Source organism: Arthrobacter sp. zg-Y844 (assembly GCF_024385465.1).
GTDB lineage: Bacteria > Actinomycetota > Actinomycetes > Actinomycetales > Micrococcaceae > Arthrobacter_B.
Map to the genome: position 1 here is coordinate 537883 of NZ_JANFLS010000002.1, position 17665 is coordinate 555547.

A 17665-nucleotide genomic window follows, 5' to 3' on the forward strand; every position below is an offset into this window, starting at 1 on the left:
GCCGGACGCATCAGGGCACAAACCGGTAGCCCATGCCGTGTTCAGTGAGCAGGTGTTCCGGAGCAGCCGGGTCACGCTCAAGTTTCCGCCTCAGCTGTCCGATGTACAGCCGCAGATAGCCCGAGTCCGTGGTGCCGGGGCCCCAGACGTTCGTGAGCAGGGCCTGCTGGGTGACCAGCATGCCTGGATGGGCGAGCATTTCGGACAGGAACCGCCACTCGGTCGGCGTCAGGCGGATGTCCGAGCCGTCGTCGACCCGCGCGATGCGCCGCGCGGCCAGGTCCACCCGTACGGCCCCGAACGTGATCTCGCTGGGGCCGGCCGCGGCGGGCGACCGGCGGGACAGTGCCCGGATCCGGGCCAGCAGCTCCTCGGTGGAAAAGGGTTTAGTGACGTAGTCATCCGCCCCCAGGTCCAGCGCCCGCACCTTGTCCGCCGGGTCGATCCGGCCCGAGACCACCAGGATGGGCACGGCACTCCAGCCTCGGACCGCTTCAATGACGTCCATGCCGCTCAGCCCCGGCATGCCCAGGTCCAGCACCAGCAGGTCCGGATGGGTGTCCACTGCCTTCCGGATGGCGGCACTGCCGCTTTCCGCTGTCACTACCTCATATCCGTACGCGCTCAGGGTGATGCGCAGCGCGCGGAGGATCTGCACGTCGTCGTCGGCGACCAGGATCTTCATCCGGCCACCGCCGGCGTGGAGATCCCTGCCGCATGGATACCGCGTTCAGCGGCAGGCAGCGAGAGGACCATGGTCAGTCCGCCGCCGGGTGTGTCTTCGGTTTCCAGCGTTCCGCCCATTCCTTCGGTGAATCCCTTGGCCAATGCCAGGCCCAGGCCCAGCCCGGTTGAGTTATCCGTGTCCCCCAGCCGCTGGAAGGGGACGAAGATTTCTCCCCGCCGCTGCTCCGGGACACCGGGTCCCGAGTCTATGACGCGGATTTCCACCCGGCCGGCAAACTCGCTGACGGACAGGACAGATTTCGTTCCCTCCGGGCTGAAGCGCACCGCGTTGGCCAGCAGGTTGACCAGAACCCGCTGCAGGAGCACGGGATCGGCCACCACCACGCGCGGGGCGGCGGGGATTTCCAGTTCCACGTCCGCCGGTCCCAGTTCGAGTTCCTCGAGCGCCGGCAGCACCGCATCCGCTACATTCAGGGGCTCCAGGCTCACGCCGACGACGCCGGCCTGCAGCCTGCTCACGTCCAGCAGGCTGGTGACGAGTCCGGAAAGTGAGGCCAGTGATTCCTCGGCGGTGGCGAGAAGTTCGCTGCGGTCCTGCTCGGACCAGGTGACGTCCGTTGCCCGCAGCCCGGTGACGGCGGCGGTCGCTGCGGTCAGGGGCCGGCGCAGGTCATGCCCGACGGCGGCCAGCAGCGCGGTGCGGACCTTGTCCGCCTCGGCCAGTGAGCCGAGCCCCCTGGCGGTTTCGGTCAGTTCACGGTGTTCCAGCGCCGCCTCCAATTGGGCGGTGATGACCGCCAGCAGCCGCCGGTCGGACGCAGCCAGTTCGCGCCCCCACAGATCAAGGGAGCACCGCTCCCCCACCGGCAGGCGGGTGAACGCCGGATCGTCGGGTGAGGCGGAGGCCGGCCACTCGCCTTCGGAGTACAGGTCTTCGCCCTCGGAACGCATCCGTGCGGCGCTCACGTTGAAGGCTTCACGGGTGCGGCTGACCAGGGCGGCCAGTGCATCTTCACCGCGCAGCACGCTGCCGGCCACCGATGCGAGCAGCTCGGATTCCGACGCCGAGCGCCGGGCGGTGCGCGCCCTCCGCGCGGCGGCATCCACCACGTAGCTGACGAGCAGTGCGTTCACGACGTAGAGCCCCAGTGCCAGCATGTGCGACGGCGTGGCCACGGTAACGGTGTACAGCGGTTGGATGAAGAAGAAGTCCAGGGTCAGGCCCGAGAGCAGCGCCGCGAACAGGGCCGGCCAGATGCCGCCGATCAGGGCCACGAGGATGACCAGCAGCTGGTAGCTCAAAACGTCGCCGGTGATGGTTTCGGCGCTCCGGAGCGAAACCAGGCCTGCCGTCAGCAGCGGACCGCCCACAAGGGCGAAGGCGAAGCCCAGCAGGCGCCGACGCATCGAGAGGGCGCCGCCGAAGTGCGGCAGCACCAGGGTCCGGGCAGCCGCCGAGTGGGAGACCATATGCACGTCGATGTCCCCGGATTCCCGGATGACCGTGGCGCCGATGCCCGGTCCGGACAGCAGTGCTGCGATCCGGGGACGGCGGCTGACCCCCACCACCAGCTGCGTGGCGTTGACGCCCCGGGCAAAGTCAACCAGTGCCCGCGGAACATCGTTGCCCACCACCTGGTGGAACGTGCCGCCGAGCTTCTCCACCAGGAGCCGCTGCGCGGCCAGTTCTGCCGGTTCCGGCCCGCGCAGTCCGTCGGCCCCGGAGACGTGGACGGCCAGCAGCTTTCCCCCGGCGGACCGGGCAGCAATCCTTGCCCCGCGGCGCAGCAGGGTGCGCCCTTCGGCGCCGCCGGTGAGCGCCACCACCACCCGCTCCCGGGCCTCCCATTTGCGGCTGATGCCGTGCTCTTCACGGTAGCGGTTCAGAGCCGAATCCACCTCGTCCGCCAGCCACAGCAGGGCCAGTTCGCGCAGGGCCGTCAGGTTTCCGAGGCGGAAATAGTTGGACAGGGCTGCGTCCACCCGTTCTTCCGGGTAGATGACGCCGTCGGCCAGGCGGCCGCGCAGCGACTGGGGAGTGAGGTCCACCAGCTCCACCTGTTCGGCTCCGCGCAGGACGGCGTCCGGTACGGTTTCGGCCTGCAGGGTCCCGGTGATCTGCTCGATCACGTCGTTGAGGGAGTCGATGTGCTGGATGTTCACGGTGGACAGGACGTTGATCCCGGCGTCGAGCAGGGCCTGCACGTCCTGCCACCGCTTTTCGTTCTTCAGTCCGGGCACGTTGGTATGGGCCAGTTCATCCACCAGCGCGTATTCCGGCGCCCGCGCCAGGACGGCGTCCAGGTCCAGCTCCGTGAGTTCCAGCCCGCGGTGGCTGAGGGCGGCGCGCGGGACCGTCTCCAGCCCCTCGGCCAGGGCAGCTGTCGCGGCGCGGCCATGGGTTTCCACCAGCGCGACGACGACGTCGGATCCCTCATCCCGGAGGCGGCGCCCCTCTTCAAGCATGGCGTAGGTCTTGCCCACGCCGGGCGCCGCCCCCAGGAATACCCTCAGTTGTCCTCGCGTCATGGACTAAGTGTCCAGCTCCGCCAGCGAAATGTTCAAAAGCAACACGTTGACGGTACTGCTGCCCAGGACTCCGGCGAACGGGGCCTGCGTGGCGTCGTCCACCAAGGCGGAGACCTGCTCCGGGTCCAGGCCGCGTTCGGCGGCCACCCGGTCCACCTGCATCCGGGCGTACTCGGGGCTGATGTGCGGATCCAGCCCGGACCCCGATGTGGTGACGGCATCGGCGGGGACGTCTTCCGGATCCACCCCTTCCAGCTCGGCCACGGCGGCCCGCCGCTCGGCCACGGCAGCCGCCAGGTCCTCGCTCAGCGGGCCGAGGTTGGAACCGCTGGAGGCACCGCCGTCATACCCGTCCCCCGCTGCGGAGGGCCGGGACTGGAACCATTCGGGCAGGGCCGCGCCGTCGGCGTCCGTGAACGGCTGGCCGATCAATTCGGAGCCCACCTCGTTGCCGCCGCTGCTGACCATCGAGCCGTTGGCCCGGCCGTGCAGCGCGGCCTGGCCGATCCCGGCCACTGCCAGCGGATACACGACGCCGAGCAGGAGCGTGAGCACCGCCAGGGCGCGGAGGGAGACGCCAAGCTGGCGCATGCTGCTGCGGACGGGATTCATTTCCTGCTCCTAGTAAGGGGAATGCTGCGGATGGTGCGGATGATGGTTGCCATGTCAGAACCCCGGGATGAGGCTGATCAGCAGGTCGATGAGCTTGATGCCGATGAACGGCGCAATCACGCCGCCCACTCCGTAGATCAGCAGGTTGCGGCTGAGGATCGAGGAGGATCCGGCAGCCCGGTACTTCACGCCGCGCAGCGCCAGCGGAATCAGTGCCACGATGATCACCGCGTTGAAGATCACCGCGGAGAGGATGGCCGAGGCCGGAGAGTGGAGCTGCATCAGGTTCAGCGCGGCAAGGCCGGGGAAAATCCCCACGAACATCGCCGGGATGATGGCGAAGTACTTGGCAATGTCGTTGGCGATCGAGAAGGTGGTCAGGGCGCCGCGGGTAATCAGCAGCTGCTTGCCGATTCCGACGATGTCAATCAGTTTGGTGGGGTCCGAGTCCAGGTCCACCATGTTGCCGGCTTCCTTGGCCGCGGACGTGCCCGTGTTCATGGCCACGCCGACGTCGGCCTGGGCCAGTGCCGGGGCGTCGTTGGTGCCGTCGCCCGTCATGGCCACCAGATGCCCGCCCGCCTGTTCGCGGCGGATCAGGGCCATCTTGTCCTCGGGGGTGGCTTCGGCCAGGAAGTCGTCCACGCCGGCCTCGGCGGCAATGGCCTTCGCGGTGTACGGGTTGTCGCCGGTGATCATCACGGTCCGGATGCCCATGGCCCGCAGCTGCGAGAAGCGTTCCTTCAGGCCGTCCTTGACCACGTCTTTCAGATGGATCACACCGAGCACCCGGGTGCCGCCGTCGGCGTCCCGAACCGCCACCAGCAGCGGAGTGCCGCCGCCGGTCGAGATCTTCTTGACCTGGTCCTCGACCGCGATGAGGACGTCGACGTCGATGCCGCCGGACTCCGCCGTCCAGTCCAGGATGGCGGAGGAGGCGCCCTTGCGGATCTTCGCCCCGTCGGGGAAGTCCATGCCGCTCATCCGCGTCTGGGCGGTGAAGGGAACACTGGTGGAGCCGGCCGGCGGTTCCGGGCGGCAGCCCTTAGCGGCGGCCAGGTCCACAACGGACTTGCCCTCCGGGGTGGGATCACCAAAGGAGGACAACACGGCGGCGTCGATCAGGTCGGTGCTGTCGGTGCCGTTGATCGGGATGAACCCGGCGGCCTGGCGGTTGCCGTACGTGATGGTGCCCGTCTTGTCGAGCAGCAGCGTGGTGACGTCGCCGGCGGCCTCCACCGCACGGCCGGACATGGCCAGGACATTGCGCTGGACCAGGCGGTCCATGCCGGCAATGCCGATGGCCGATAGCAGCGCGCCGATAGTGGTGGGGATCAGGCAGACCAGCAGGGCCACCAGGACGGGGATGCTGACCGTGGCGGATGAATAGCTTGCCAGCGGGTTAAGCGTCAGCACCACCACGATGAAAATGAGCGACAGCGTGGCCAGGAGGATGTTCAGGGCAATCTCGTTGGGCGTCTTCTGCCGCGCGGCGCCTTCGACGAGCCGGATCATCCGGTCCACGAAGGTTTCCCCGGGTTTGCTGGTGATCCGGACGATAATCCGGTCGGACAGGACCCGGGTACCACCGGTAACCGCCGAGCGGTCGCCGCCGGATTCGCGGACGACCGGGGCGGATTCGCCGGTGATTGCCGACTCGTCGACGGACGCGATGCCGTCGATGATGTCGCCGTCGCCGGGGATGATCTGCCCGGCCTCGACCACCACCACGTCGTCCAGCCCAAGATCGGCCGAGGGAACCTCCGAGATGGTTGCCCCGAGGCCGGCGGGATCGCGGCCGGAGTCGTAACCCTCCAGCCGGTAGGCGGTGGTGGTGGCCCGGCTGTTGCGCAGGCTGGCTGCCTGCGCCTTCCCGCGGCCCTCGGCCACGGCTTCAGCGAGGTTGGCAAAGATGACGGTGGCCCAGAGCCAGCCGGCAATCAGCCAGGAGAAAGCGCCGGGGACGGGTGTGCCGCCGGAGTCCTGCGGGCCGCCGAGGAAGGGCTCGGCAACGGCGATCGCGGTGATCAGTACGGCACCCACTTCGACGATAAACATCACCGGGGTGCGGACCATCAGCCGCGGGTCCAGTTTCCGGAAGGCTCCGGGCAGGGCGGCGGCCAGCGAGCCTGCGGTTATGCCACGGCCGGCAGGAGCCGGTTCGGAGTCCGCAACGGATTCCAGGGGTTTGGTAAGTGTGGACATGGTTATTGCAGTCCTTCCGCCAGGGGACCCAGCGCGAGTACGGGAAAGAAGGTCAGGGCAGTCACGATCACGGTGACGCCGCACAGCAGCGTCACGGACTGGGGCCTGTGGGTGGGCAGGGTGCCGGCCGAGGCGGGGACCTTGCCCTGTTCGGCGAAGGCTCCGGCCAGGGCGACCACGAAGACCATCGGCAGGAAACGGCCCACAAGCATGGCCACGCCGAGTGCCGTGTTCAGCCACGGGGTGTTGGCCGTGAGTCCGGCGAACGCGGAGCCGTTGTTATTGGCTGCTGAAGTGAAGGCGTAGAGAACCTCGCTGAAGCCGTGGAGCCCGGTGTTCAGGATGGAAGTGCCCTCGATGTCGGCCCGGATGCCGGGAACCGCGAAGCTCAGCGCCGTCCCCACCAGGACCAGGGTCGGCATGGTGAGGATGTAGAGGCTGGCAAGCTTGATTTCCCGCGGGCCGATTTTCTTGCCCAGGTACTCAGGAGTGCGTCCCACCAGGAGCCCGGCCACAAAAGCGGTGATGATCGCCAGGATCAGCATGCCGTAGAGCCCGGACCCGACGCCGCCCGGCGCCACTTCCCCGAGCATCATGTTCAGCATCGCCATCATGCCGCCCAGCGGACTGAAGCTGTCATGCATGGCGTTCACCGCACCGGTGGACGTCAGCGTGCTGGTTGAGCCAAAGAGGGTCGATGCGGCTATTCCGAACCGCTGTTCCTTTCCTTCCATGGAACCGGCCGCACCGTCCGCGGCGCCGAATTCGAATGCGGTCATGGCCGCGAGCGACACCGTGAAGATTGAGGCCATGGCTGCCAGGATCGCGTACCCCTGCCGGCGGTCCCCCACCATGGTGCCGAACGTTCGGGGCAGGCTGAACGGGATAACGAGCATCAGGAAGATTTCCACCAGGTTGGTCCACCCGCTGGGGTTTTCAAACGGGTGCGCGGAGTTGGCATTGAAGAAGCCGCCGCCGTTGGTACCCAGGAGCTTAATGGCTTCCTGGGAGGCCACCGGTCCGCCGGGGACCGTGGAGGTTCCGCCGAGGAGGTTGGTGACGGAGGTGAAGCCGTTGAAGTTCTGGATCACGCCGCCGAGGATCAGCACAACGGCGGCCAGGAAAGCGCCGGGCAGCAGCAACCGCAGCACGCTGCGGGTCAGGTCCACCCAGAAATTGCCGATGGTGGTCGAGTTGCGGCCGGCCAGGCCGCGGATCAGTGCCACCGCCACGGCCAGACCCACGGCTGCGGACAGGAAGTTCTGCACCGCCAGGCCGGCCATCTGCACCGCGTAACCCATGGTGACTTCGGGCGAGTAGGACTGCCAGTTGGTGTTGGCCACGAAGGAAGCTGCCGTGTTGAAGGACAGGGCCTCGGGCACCGCCGGAAGGCCGAGCGAGCCCGGCAGCAGGTGCTGGAGTCGCTGCAGCAGGTAAAGCAGGAGCATGCTGGCCCCGGAGAAAACCAGGACTGAGCGCAGGTAGCTCTGCCAGGCCTGGCCGGAGGAACCGTCCACTCCGACCAGCCGGTAGAAGCCGCGCTCCGCACGGAGGTGTTTGTCGGAGGAGTACAGCCGGGCCATGTAGTCACCGAGCGGCCGGTGGACCGCCGCAAGCAGGACCACCAGGCTGAGGACCTGTGCGGCCGTTACCCAGCCGCCCATCAGAACCGCTCCGGTCGAACAAGTGCCACCAGGAGATAGCCGACGGCGGCCACCCCGAGGCAGAGTGCAAGGACGTTGAAAACGATCACAGCTTTTCCACCGCCCCGGCCATCAGGACAAACGCAGCGAAAAGCCCTACGAAGCCCACCACAAATAAAACATCAAGCACGGGAATTGCCCCCAGCCGTTCAGCGTGCTGCCGCTTTGGCAGCACGGGCACACCTTGTGCCGCATCTGATTACATGCCCTCGCCGGCGCTCAAAGAGCCATCCTCACGCTTTCCTCACGCCGGCACCCCAAACCCTTACGGAATGCCCATGTAAACGGGTGATTGCGACGCCGGGCTGCCGGGGTGCAGCCGGGTCGGGACCGCGCGGTATACACTGTAAACTGTCGTCCACCGAAGGAACCGCCGTGTCCCGCAACCTGCCCCTCAGCCCCGCCGCGATAGCTGCGGCTGCACTCCGAATCGCGGACGCGGACGGCCTTGACGCCGTCTCCATGCGCAGGGTGGCGGGAGAGTTCGGGGTTTCGGCGATGGCACTGTACCGCCATGTGGCGGACCGCAGCGCCCTGCTGCTCCTGATGGCCGATGCCGCCACCAAGGACTACGCCCTCCTGCCCGCCCGGGACCTGTCGTGGCAGGAAACCCTGGCACACCTGGCCGATGCCCAATGGCGGGCCTTCACGGCGCACCCCTGGCTGCTGCGCATTATCCTGACGCCGCGCCGGCTCGTGAACATGGCCACCCCGGACGAGGTGGAACTGGTGCTCTCCCGGCTGGGCTCAGCCGGCCTGAGTGAGGACGAGGGCTTCGACTGCCTGCTGGGGATTTCCGCGGCCGTGATCGGTACGGCGTCCATCACGGCCGCGGCCCACTTCGGTGCCCCGGGAAAGGCTGACGACTCCGATCCAAGCGGACACCCGCACTGGACGCCGGATGCCGTGGAGCAACACCCGCGGGCGGCCCGGTTCCAGGCCCAGGGCATCAGCTATTCGGGCTCACGCCGGTCACTGGACTTCTTCGTCGCAAACTTCATTGCTGGCGTCGAACAGCAACTCACCCAAGCTCCGGGCGCCCCAACCCGCCCGGTTTCACGGAAGGAAGAAAATGAAACTCAGCAATAAGACCGCCATCATCACCGGCGGGGCCGGCGGAATCGGCCAGGGCATTGTCCGGAGGTTCCTCGCCGAAGGCGCCAAGGTGGCCGTGGTGGACATCGACCAGGCCCAGGGCGACAAGCTGCTGGCCGATCTTGAGGGCAAGGGCGAGGTCATTTTCATCGCCAAGGACATTGCCAAGGCGGAGAACGCTGCGGCCATCGTGGCGGAAACCGTGGAGCGCTTCGGCGGCCTGGACATCCTGGTCAACAACGCCCACGCGTCCAAGCAGGCACCCATCATGGAAACCACGCCGGAGATCTGGGACCTGTCCTTCAACACGGGCACCATGGCAACCTTCCACCTGATGCGCGCCGCGTACCCGGAGCTGAAGAAGACCCGGGGCAGCATCATCAACTTCGGCTCCGGCGCCGGGATCAAGGGCCTGCCGAACCAGGTGGCCTACGCCGCGGCAAAGGAAGCCATCCGCGCCATTTCCCGCACCGCCGCCAACGAATGGGCCGCGGACGGCATCCGCGTCAACGTGGTTTCCCCCGTCGCACTGACCCCCGGCATTGTCCAGTGGAGCCAGGCCTTCCCGGAGGCCTACCAGGAAGTCGTCGACGGCGTTCCCCTGGGCCGCCTGGGCGATCCCGAAACGGACATCGCCCCCATCGTGGTGTTCCTCGCCAGCGAGGATTCCCAGTACCTGACCGGCCAGACCCTCATGGCCGACGGCGGCACCATCAAGCTCTACTAGCCGGCAGCCGGGGCCGGGCCGAGGATTGCCCAGCCCTTCGCGGGCAGGGCCAGCTGCCTGCCCGGAACGTCCAGCCCGCCCGCGCCGGCCAGGACGTCCCGGGCAGCTTCGGGCACCTGCACGGTGACCGACGTGTCCTCGAGGTTCATCGCCACGAACAGCGAGTGGCCGGCGTCGAACACCTCGTAGACCAGCTGCTCGTTGGCGAGCGAATGTACCCGGGTGCGGGCGGCATGCACCCAGTGGTGCCTGCGGCGCAGCCCGATCAGTTCCTGGTGCAGGTGGTAGAGCGGCTGCCCCACGGCCGAAAGCTCCTCGGGGGAAGCCGGGAAGGACGGACGGATGTCGTCGTCCCCTCCGGCGCGGTCCTCCTTGTCGCCCCGGTAGCCCTGCTCGTCGCCGTAGTACACCGTCGGGGTGCCCGGGAGGGTGAACAGCAGCACCAGTGCGTGCGCAAGCCGGCCCGACGGCGCCAGCCGGCTGGCGATGCGGGTGACGTCATGGTTGCCGACAAAGGTCAACGGCACAAAGGTGTCCAGGAAGGTGTTGTGCCGTTCCAGCGCGGCGGACAGCTCATAGAAGTTCGCTTCGGCCAGCGAACTCCAGATGGCCTTCCACAGTTCGTACTGGGTCACCGAATCCAGGTGTCCGGCACGCACGTCCTCCGGGTAGTTCCCGTGGATGTACTCCCCCACGAAATACGCGTCGGGGAACTCCGTGCGGACCTCGTCCAGGACCTTCGCCCAGAACGGTGACGGCACCGCGTAAGCGGCGTCCAGCCGCCAGCCGTCCGCGCCGCGGCGCAGCCAGTGCTTCATCACGTCGGCCACGAAATCCGCGACGGCGGGCTCGGCATGGTTCAGGGCCACCAGGTGGTGGTGGCCCTCGAAGTCTTTGTAGTCCGGTTCGGTTCCCGGCGTCCAGCCGTCCGGCCAGATAAAACCGAACCAGTCCGCCGTCGTCGCCCCCGGGCCCTGCTCGAGCGCCTGGCGGAAGGGGGCGAAGGAGCGGCCGGTGTGGTTGAAGACGCCGTCGAGGAGCACCCTGATGCCGCGTGCGTGCGCCTGGGCCACCAATTCGTCGAAGTCGGCATCGTCGCCCAGCCGGGAATCTATCCGGTAATAGTCGGTGGTGTCATACCCGTGGGTTTCGGAGGCAAACACCGGTCCGAGCGCGAGGCCGGAGGCCCCCATCTCCACGAGGTAATCGAGCCACGGAACCAGCTGCGTCAGTCCGTGCCGCGCCGGGGCCTGCTCCGGGAGTGCGGCCTTTTCCGCTCCGGCAAAGCCCAGCGGATAGACCTGCCACCACACCACATGCTCCACCCAGTCCGGCGTCGTCATATCTTTCTCATCCCTTCGCGCTGCGGAGTACTGCCTCCTAACAGTCTGCCATCAGCACGCTTACCTTCGGGAATTTCCTCCCGGCACCTGCATCCAGGCCTAGAGCATGCCCTCCGGGACGGGGGGGAAGTCCTTCGCTTGGTAGAGCTTCGCGACGGCGCTCATGTAGTCGGTCCACTGGGCACCGGCGATCGCGGAGCCGTCCACGTAAGAGCGGGTGACGCCGTTGATTTCCTGATCATTCAGGGAGGAGTAGGAGTTCCAGTTCCCCACCCAGGACGCCGTCGCGATGCCGGTGGTGTAGCCGACGGTCCAGGTCTGCTCGGACATGTCCGTGGTGCCGGTCTTGGCCGCGGCAGGGACGCCGATGGGGTGGATGCTGCCCGGTGAGCCCTCAACCAGTTTCTGCAGCGGCTGCGTCACGGCAGCGGCCACGTCCTCGCTGATGGCGCGGGTGCATTCGCCGCCGGCGACGTCGTAGGCGTTGCCGGAGCCGTCGGTGACTTCGGTCAGCGCGGTGGGTGTGCAGTACTCGCCGCCGCTGGCAAAGGTGGCGTAGGCCGAAGCGATGGTCAGCGGGGAGACTTCCTGGCCGCCGAGGACAAAGGAGGGACTGGTGACTTCCAGGGGTTCACCGTCCACTGCGCGGTGGACACCCATGCTGGTGGCAGTATCCCGGATGTCGCACAGGTCGAGCTGGGCTGCCTGCGCCACGGTTGCGGTGTTGACGGACTGCCGCAGGCCGTCCGCAACTGTCATCTTCTTCTCGTAGCCCTCGGAGGCGTTCTTGAATTTCCATTCATCGAACTCCGCATTCGGACCGAGGCAGCTGGCCTTCCAGTCGAAACCTGCCGGGTAGGACGTACGCGTGGCGTCGATGGTGTCGTTCAGGCCGTGGCCTGCCGCCAGCCAGGCGGCGGTGGTGAACGGCTTCATGGTGGAACCGGGCTGGAACCCGTAGGGAGTGCCGCCCATGTCCGCGTCCACGTTGAAGTTGAGCTGGGTTTTACCGTCGCCCAGCTCCGGGGTGTACTCGGTGTTCTGGGCCATGGCAAGGATTTTGCCCGTGCCCGGTTCCACGGAGACTATGGCCGAGCCGGCCCCGGAGGGATCCCCCACCGGAACCTGGGCTTCGACCTGCTTCTGTGCCTGCGACTGCAGCCGCGAGTCCAGGGTGGTCCGGATGGTCAACCCGCCCCGTGCCAGGAGCTTGGCGCGCTCTTCGACGTCGGCACCGAAGGCTTCCGACTGCAGGATGGTCTGTTCCACATAGCTGCAGAAATACTGGGCCGTTTCGGCTCCCGTACATCCCGAGGTCACTGTCTGCGGGTTCAGGTCCAGTCCGCTCGCCACCGCTTCGTCATACTCGGCCTGGCTGATCTTGTCGTTCTTCAGCATGGCTGCGAGCACGGTGTCCCGGCGTGCCTGCGTTCCTTCGGGATTGGTGAACGGGTTGTAGTGGCTGGGCGACTGCACCATGCCGGCCAGCATGGCCGACTGTGCCGGGGTCAGCTCCGAAGCGGAGATACCGAAGTAGCTCTGGGCCGCGGCTTCCACGCCGTAGGTCTGTCCGCCGAAGAGGACGATGTTGAGGTAGCCCTCCAGGATCTCTTCCTTGGAGTACTGCTTTTCGACGGCGACGGCGAGTTTGGCTTCACGCAGTTTGTCGCCGAGGTCCTTGGTGCCGCTCAGGGTGAGGTCGCTGCCGCCCTTGCCGGAGGCAATGTCCCGGCTGATAAGCACGTTGTTCACGTACTGCATGGTCAGGGTGGAGGCGCCCTGCGTGTGCGAACCGGCCGCGTTGGAGGCAACGGCACGGGCAACGCCCTTGAAGTCAATGCCGTTGTGCTCGAAGAAGCGTGCATCCTCAATGGAGACGATGGCGTCCTGCATGCTCTGCGACATCTCGTCCAGCTCCACCGGAACCCGGTTCTGGGCATAGAAGGTGGCCAGCAGGACGCCGTCGGCGCTGTAGATCTTTGATCCCTCATCCAGGGGTCCGGTTTCCAGCTCGTCGGGCAGCTGGTCCAGCACTCCGACGGCCATGTCCGTGCCCGTGGCTGCTACCGCCGCCATGGGGATCAGGGTGCTGGCTGCCAACACGCCGGCCAGCAGGCTGACGAGGAGGAACGCGACTAACCGTCCGGGCACGGAAAGTCTCTCGAGGAATGAGGATTTGGGGGGACGCATCCGTACAAGTTATCGACATTGCCTGAGAAGGATCTTGACCGTATGGGTCACATCGGGTAAGGGACGGAAGGACCCGGCGTCCTGAAACAGGACGGAATCCCGCTCCAGCATTGGGATCGGGAGCTGCCGGTCCACGCTGCGGGCTTCCCGCAGCGTGGACGACCCGGAAACCCCGCGAGAACAAGATCACAGCAAACCCGCACTTCCGGGAGTGCAAAAGGAGGGGCCGTAAGCCGCTGATGCGACTTACGGCCCCTCCTTCTGTGTGTTGGCTGAAGCGTGTTGCCTAAGGCCTCACAGCAACGGCGCTTTAGGCGTCGACGACAATCGAGGTGATGGCCGGGGTGCGGTTGTAGAAGCGGCGCATCCAGTTGGCGACGGCGCGCTCGATGATGTCTTCGAGGTCCTCGCCCTTCGCGCCGCGGCGGTTACCGGCGTTGGCCAGGGCCTTTTCCACGGCATCCTCGGCCTTGGGCAGGTCCTCGGACTTGATGGTGAAACCCTTGGTGAAGAACTCGGCCGGCTCGGCAATGGTGCCCGTGTCGGCGTCGACCAGGGCCAGCACCGTCACGGCACCTTCCTCGGCCAGCTGCATGCGTTCCTTCAGCGTTTCCTCAGTGGTGTGGCCAACGCTGTCGCCGTCCACGAAGACCAGGTCCACCTGGTGCTTGCCGGAGATCGTGGCGCGGCCGCGGCGCAGGTCCACGGTCATGCCGTTCTCGGCGATGACGACGTCCCGGGGATCCATTCCGGTGGCCTCTGCGATGGCTCCGTTAGCTTTGAGGTGGCGCCATTCGCCGTGCACCGGCATCACGTTGCGCGGCTTGACGATGTTGTAGCAGTAGGCGAGTTCGCCGGCGCTGGCGTGGCCGGAGACGTGCACCTTGGCATTGCCCTTGTGCACCACGTTGGCGCCGATCTTGGTCAGGTTGTTGATGATGCCGTAGATGGCGTTCTCGTTACCCGGGATCAGCGAGCTGGCCATCAGCACGGTGTCGCCCTCGTGGATCCGGATCTGGTGGTCCTTGTTGGCCATGCGGGACAGCGCAGCCATCGGCTCGCCCTGCGAACCGGTGCAGATCAGCACCACCTTGTGGTCATCGGTGCGCTGCAGGGACTTGAAGTCCACCAGGATGCCCTTGGGGATCTTCAGGTAGCCCAGTTCCTCGGCAATGGTCATGTTGCGGATCATCGACCGGCCCACGAAGGACACCTTGCGGTTGTAGCGCTCGGCGGCGTCAATGACCTGCTGGATGCGGTGGATATGGCTGGCGAAGCTGGAGACGATGATCCGGCGCGGGGCGGTGCGGAACACGGTGTCGATGGCCGGAGCCAGTTCCTTTTCCGAGGCCATGAAGCCGGGAACCTCGGCGTTGGTGGAGTCGGTGAGGAACAGGTCCACGCCCTCCACGCCCAGCCGGGCGAAGCCGGTGAGGTCGGTGATGCGGCGGTCCAGCGGGAACTGGTCCATCTTGAAGTCGCCGGTGTGCAGCGCCATGCCGGCCGCCGTGCGGATGGCAATGGCCAGGCCGTCGGGGATGGAGTGGTTCACGGCAAGGAATTCAAGGTCGAAGCCGCCGATGGTGCGGCGGTCGCCTTCCTTGACCTGGATCAGCTTGGGCTTGATCCGGTGTTCCTTCAGCTTGGCCTCGATGAACGCCAGGGTCAGCTTGGAGCCGACAATGGGGATATCGGAGCGCTCACGCAGCAGGTACGGCACGCCGCCGATGTGGTCTTCGTGGCCGTGCGTCAGGACCACGGCGACGACGTCTTGCAGGCGGTCGCGGATGGCGGTGAAGTCCGGCAGGATCAGGTTTACGCCCGGGTGTTCTTCTTCGGGGAAGAGCACGCCGCAGTCGACGATCAGCAGTTTGCCGTCGAATTCGAAAACGGTCATGTTCCTGCCGATTTCGCCAAGGCCGCCGAGGTTCATGACACGCATGGTTCCCTTGGCGAGTTCCCGGGGGGCTTTCAGGACGGCAGGTGTTCTATTCACGGATGAGGGTTCTTTCGTTGGGGATCGGATTGCAGGTTGGAACGGCAGCCGTACGGCGGCATTCCGGAAGTCTGTGGTGCGGCCAGAACAGGGCCGGCAGCTGTTGTGCTTCTTTCATTCTATTGACTTTTCCGGCGCGCCGGGGACACCGGGCCCTCACGGAGAGTCTCGGAAGGGTTCGGCGGGTGTTTTCTTCCCGTGCCGGCAGCGGTTCAGCTCCGCTGGAGGGCGTTCTTCTGCGACTTGTTGATCCCGGTGCTGCGCCCGCAGTTGGAGCAGGTAAAAGCGTAGCGGCGGCTGGTGGTGAAGACGGGGATGAAGAAGAGCGTCAGTCGGTTGGCGCGCTCTTCCACATACTGCTCTCCGTAGACACCGCAGTACTGGCAGGTGGCCGGCCGCGAAAAGAGTGAGGAGAGCACGGTCTTGAATCCAATGAGCACGAACATCCGACCACTCTATGTCGCGCCGGCAGGGCGGGGCGTGCGGACACGCGGGTTTTACTAAGGTTGCTTATCACCAGGGGGGGGGTGGATGCCTTTCGGGCGCGGAACGCCGTCGACCCCGCGCGCCCCGAGTGGCGAGGCGCAGCGGCCCAAATGGATCTGCGCGCTACTGGAGGAGGTCGACGTCGTCCGTCCACAAAACTTCTCTTCGTCGCCCTCTCCCCTGCCTTGACACCCGCTGGCCGCTTCCGTCACGCCAGCAGCAGATTATGGGCCTGGACGCGGCCGTGCCCGCCGGGCCTGGGATCCGGCGTCGGCCCCTGTGGCTGCGCTGCGGCTGGCTGGTTGAACTGGTGGCGTGCCGTATGCGTCCGACTGGCCGTGCAGTGGTGGCTAGCGGCGGAAACTCCTACGCGGGCGTACGGCTGCGTATTCGGTACGCGTTACCCGGGTCGCTTTGCGTCGCATCGGGTGTGCCTGCGAGCGCCGGGGGCTCCAGGGGCGTCCCGACGTGTGCCTGCGAGCGCCGAAGGATCTTGGTTTCGTTACCGCAAAGACAGGTAGTAGGTCAGGTATTTCGCTCCTTCTCCGTGCCGCTTACCGCCGATAGACTCGAACACATGTTCGAATATCGTCCGGATGGACACCACCTATCTGCTGACCCTTCCCATGTCAGTAGCGCGTTGGTGAACGCATGGGTAGGCGTGTTGAGTGAGGAGGGCGACGCTGAGTATGCCCCTCAGCCGGACCCAGAGCTAATCGACCGGATTCGAGCCTTGGAAGAGCTGAAGGCAGCCGCATCGGCAGCGCAGGCCCGTGCCGCCGCGGCGTTTGATGCCTCACAGCGGAGGAAGCAGGCGGTGGAGGGAGTATCCCGTGACAAGCAGGGTTGTGGCGTGGCCTCGCAGATAGCTTTGGCCCGGAGGGAATCCGCCAACCGCGGCGGGCGCCTGCTGGGGTTCGCCAAGGCCCTGACCCAGGACATGCCCTGCACCCTCTACGCCCTGAGCCACGGAAAGATCAGCGAATGGCGGGCCACACTGCTGGTGCGTGAAACCGCGTGCCTGAGCAGAGAAGACCGGCAGCGGGTGGATGTGGAAGTGGCCGGAGATCCGGAGCTGCTGGAATCCCTGGGAGATCGGCAGCTCATTTCCCGCGCCAGGGCAGCTTCTTACCGGCTGGATCCACAGGCTGCCGTGAACCGGGCTGCCAAGGCTGCATCCGAACGTTTCGTTTCCTGCCGTCCCGCGCCGGACACCATGACGTACCTGACGGGACTTCTGCCGGTCGCCCAGGGGGTAGGCGTGTATGCGGCCCTGGTTCGCGAGGCTGACCGGCTGACGGCGGCCGGGGACGGGCGTACCCGCGGCCAGATCATGGCGGACACGCTGGTAGGCCGAATCACCGGTCAGGCTCAGGCGGACTCCATGAAGGTGGAGGTCCAGCTGGTAATGACGGACCGGACACTGCTTGCCGGAGAGTCAGAGCCGGCATTCGTCCCCGGCTATGGCCCCGTTCCGGCGCAGTGGGCCAGGGATCTGGTCCGCAACCGGGGTGGGGCTAAGGAGAACGCGAGCAGGGGACGTCGCCAGGATCGGAGCGACAGACCACCCATGGATGTCCAGGCCTTCATCCGCAGGCTGTACACGGCTCCGGCAACCGGCGAGCTGGTCGCTATGGATTCTCGCGCACGTTTGTTCCCGACCTCCTTGGCCCGGTTCATCGCCGCACGGGACTCTACCTGCCGGATGCCGTGGTGCGGTGCTCCAATCCGGGAGTTCGACCATGTCCGGCGGCACAGCGACGGAGGTCCCACCAGCGTCGGGAACGGACAGGGACTCTGCGAAGCGTGCAACCACGCTAAGGAAGCGCCGGGGTGGTCCGCAAAGGCAAGCAAACCTCCCGGCTCAGCTGCCTCAACAGGCGCGGCGGGCGGAGGCATGGAAGGCTTACCCCCGATACTCGCCCATACCGTGGAAACCTCCACCCCAACCGGACACACATACCGCTCCACTGCGCCACCGTTGGCAGGTACTCCTATTGAGGACGGCCTGTCTGCGGTCGAGAGGATAGTGGTGGACCTGATCCAGGCGGCATAGCTGGGGGCCCAGCCGGGTCTCCCGGCGCTCGCGGAA

At 66.5% G+C, this 17665-nt stretch carries 14 protein-coding genes; 3 read left to right on the forward strand and 11 right to left on the reverse strand.

All coding sequences use genetic code 11. The annotated features are described in order from the left end of the window. Positions 1-10 precede the first annotated feature (10 nt). From NNX35_RS09280 to NNX35_RS09310, 7 genes are read right to left on the reverse strand one after another with little or no spacing between them, the layout of a single operon-like run. Complete coding sequence (locus NNX35_RS09280) at positions 11-685, reverse strand: response regulator (RefSeq protein WP_255867581.1); 675 nt, start codon at positions 683-685, stop codon at positions 11-13. Further along, on the reverse strand, positions 682-3216 hold the full coding sequence (locus NNX35_RS09285; RefSeq protein WP_255766102.1) for an ATP-binding protein: 2535 nt from the start codon (positions 3214-3216) through the stop codon (positions 682-684). Before NNX35_RS09285 ends, NNX35_RS09280 begins: the two co-directional genes overlap by 4 nt. A gap of 3 nt (positions 3217-3219) precedes the next feature. Further along, positions 3220-3828, reverse strand: a complete 609-nt coding sequence (gene kdpC / locus NNX35_RS09290) for a potassium-transporting ATPase subunit KdpC (RefSeq protein WP_255766101.1) — start codon at positions 3826-3828, stop codon at positions 3220-3222. A gap of 54 nt (positions 3829-3882) precedes the next feature. Further along, a complete protein-coding gene (gene kdpB / locus NNX35_RS09295) occupies positions 3883-6033 on the reverse strand; it encodes a potassium-transporting ATPase subunit KdpB (protein WP_255867582.1) in 2151 nt (716 codons plus the stop codon). Between the two features lie 2 nt (positions 6034-6035). Continuing rightward, a complete protein-coding gene (kdpA, locus tag NNX35_RS09300) occupies positions 6036-7697 on the reverse strand; it encodes a potassium-transporting ATPase subunit KdpA (protein ID WP_255766097.1) in 1662 nt (553 codons plus the stop codon). Further along, complete coding sequence (locus NNX35_RS09305; protein WP_227921892.1) at positions 7697-7786, reverse strand: potassium-transporting ATPase subunit F; 90 nt, start codon at positions 7784-7786, stop codon at positions 7697-7699. Before NNX35_RS09305 ends, kdpA begins: the two co-directional genes overlap by 1 nt. Further along, on the reverse strand, positions 7783-7911 hold the full coding sequence (locus NNX35_RS09310; protein WP_255766094.1) for a hypothetical protein: 129 nt from the start codon (positions 7909-7911) through the stop codon (positions 7783-7785). The genes NNX35_RS09305 and NNX35_RS09310 overlap by 4 nt, the downstream gene beginning before the upstream one ends. A gap of 200 nt (positions 7912-8111) precedes the next feature. Here NNX35_RS09310 and NNX35_RS09315 point away from each other — a divergent pair, with 200 nt between their 5' ends. Then, positions 8112-8825 carry a TetR/AcrR family transcriptional regulator C-terminal domain-containing protein gene (locus NNX35_RS09315; RefSeq protein ID WP_255867583.1) on the forward strand — a complete coding sequence of 238 codons (714 nt, stop codon included), beginning with the start codon at positions 8112-8114 and terminating at the stop codon, positions 8823-8825. Further along, positions 8809-9558 carry an SDR family NAD(P)-dependent oxidoreductase gene (locus NNX35_RS09320; RefSeq protein ID WP_255766092.1) on the forward strand — a complete coding sequence of 250 codons (750 nt, stop codon included), beginning with the start codon at positions 8809-8811 and terminating at the stop codon, positions 9556-9558. The genes NNX35_RS09315 and NNX35_RS09320 overlap by 17 nt, the downstream gene beginning before the upstream one ends. Here the strand turns inward: NNX35_RS09320 and NNX35_RS09325 are convergent. From NNX35_RS09325 to NNX35_RS09340, 4 genes are all read right to left on the reverse strand, one after another. Next, entirely contained in the window at positions 9555-10901 is a 1347-nt protein-coding gene (locus NNX35_RS09325; protein WP_255766091.1) for an alpha-amylase family glycosyl hydrolase, read from the reverse strand. The genes NNX35_RS09320 and NNX35_RS09325 overlap by 4 nt on opposite strands. Positions 10902-11000: 99 nt before the next feature. Next, complete coding sequence (locus NNX35_RS09330) at positions 11001-13052, reverse strand: transglycosylase domain-containing protein (protein WP_255867584.1); 2052 nt, start codon at positions 13050-13052, stop codon at positions 11001-11003. 349 nt (positions 13053-13401) lie between these two features. After that, complete coding sequence (locus NNX35_RS09335; RefSeq protein WP_255766582.1) at positions 13402-15033, reverse strand: ribonuclease J; 1632 nt, start codon at positions 15031-15033, stop codon at positions 13402-13404. A 266-nt stretch (positions 15034-15299) separates the two neighbouring features. Then, positions 15300-15533 (reverse strand): zinc-ribbon domain-containing protein, encoded by a 234-nt coding sequence (locus tag NNX35_RS09340; RefSeq protein ID WP_255863063.1) that lies wholly within the window; start codon positions 15531-15533, stop codon positions 15300-15302. Between the two features lie 773 nt (positions 15534-16306). Between NNX35_RS09340 and NNX35_RS09345 the strand changes: the two genes are divergently transcribed. Then, a complete protein-coding gene (locus tag NNX35_RS09345) occupies positions 16307-17629 on the forward strand; it encodes an HNH endonuclease signature motif containing protein (RefSeq protein ID WP_255867585.1) in 1323 nt (440 codons plus the stop codon). Positions 17630-17665 lie beyond the last annotated feature (36 nt).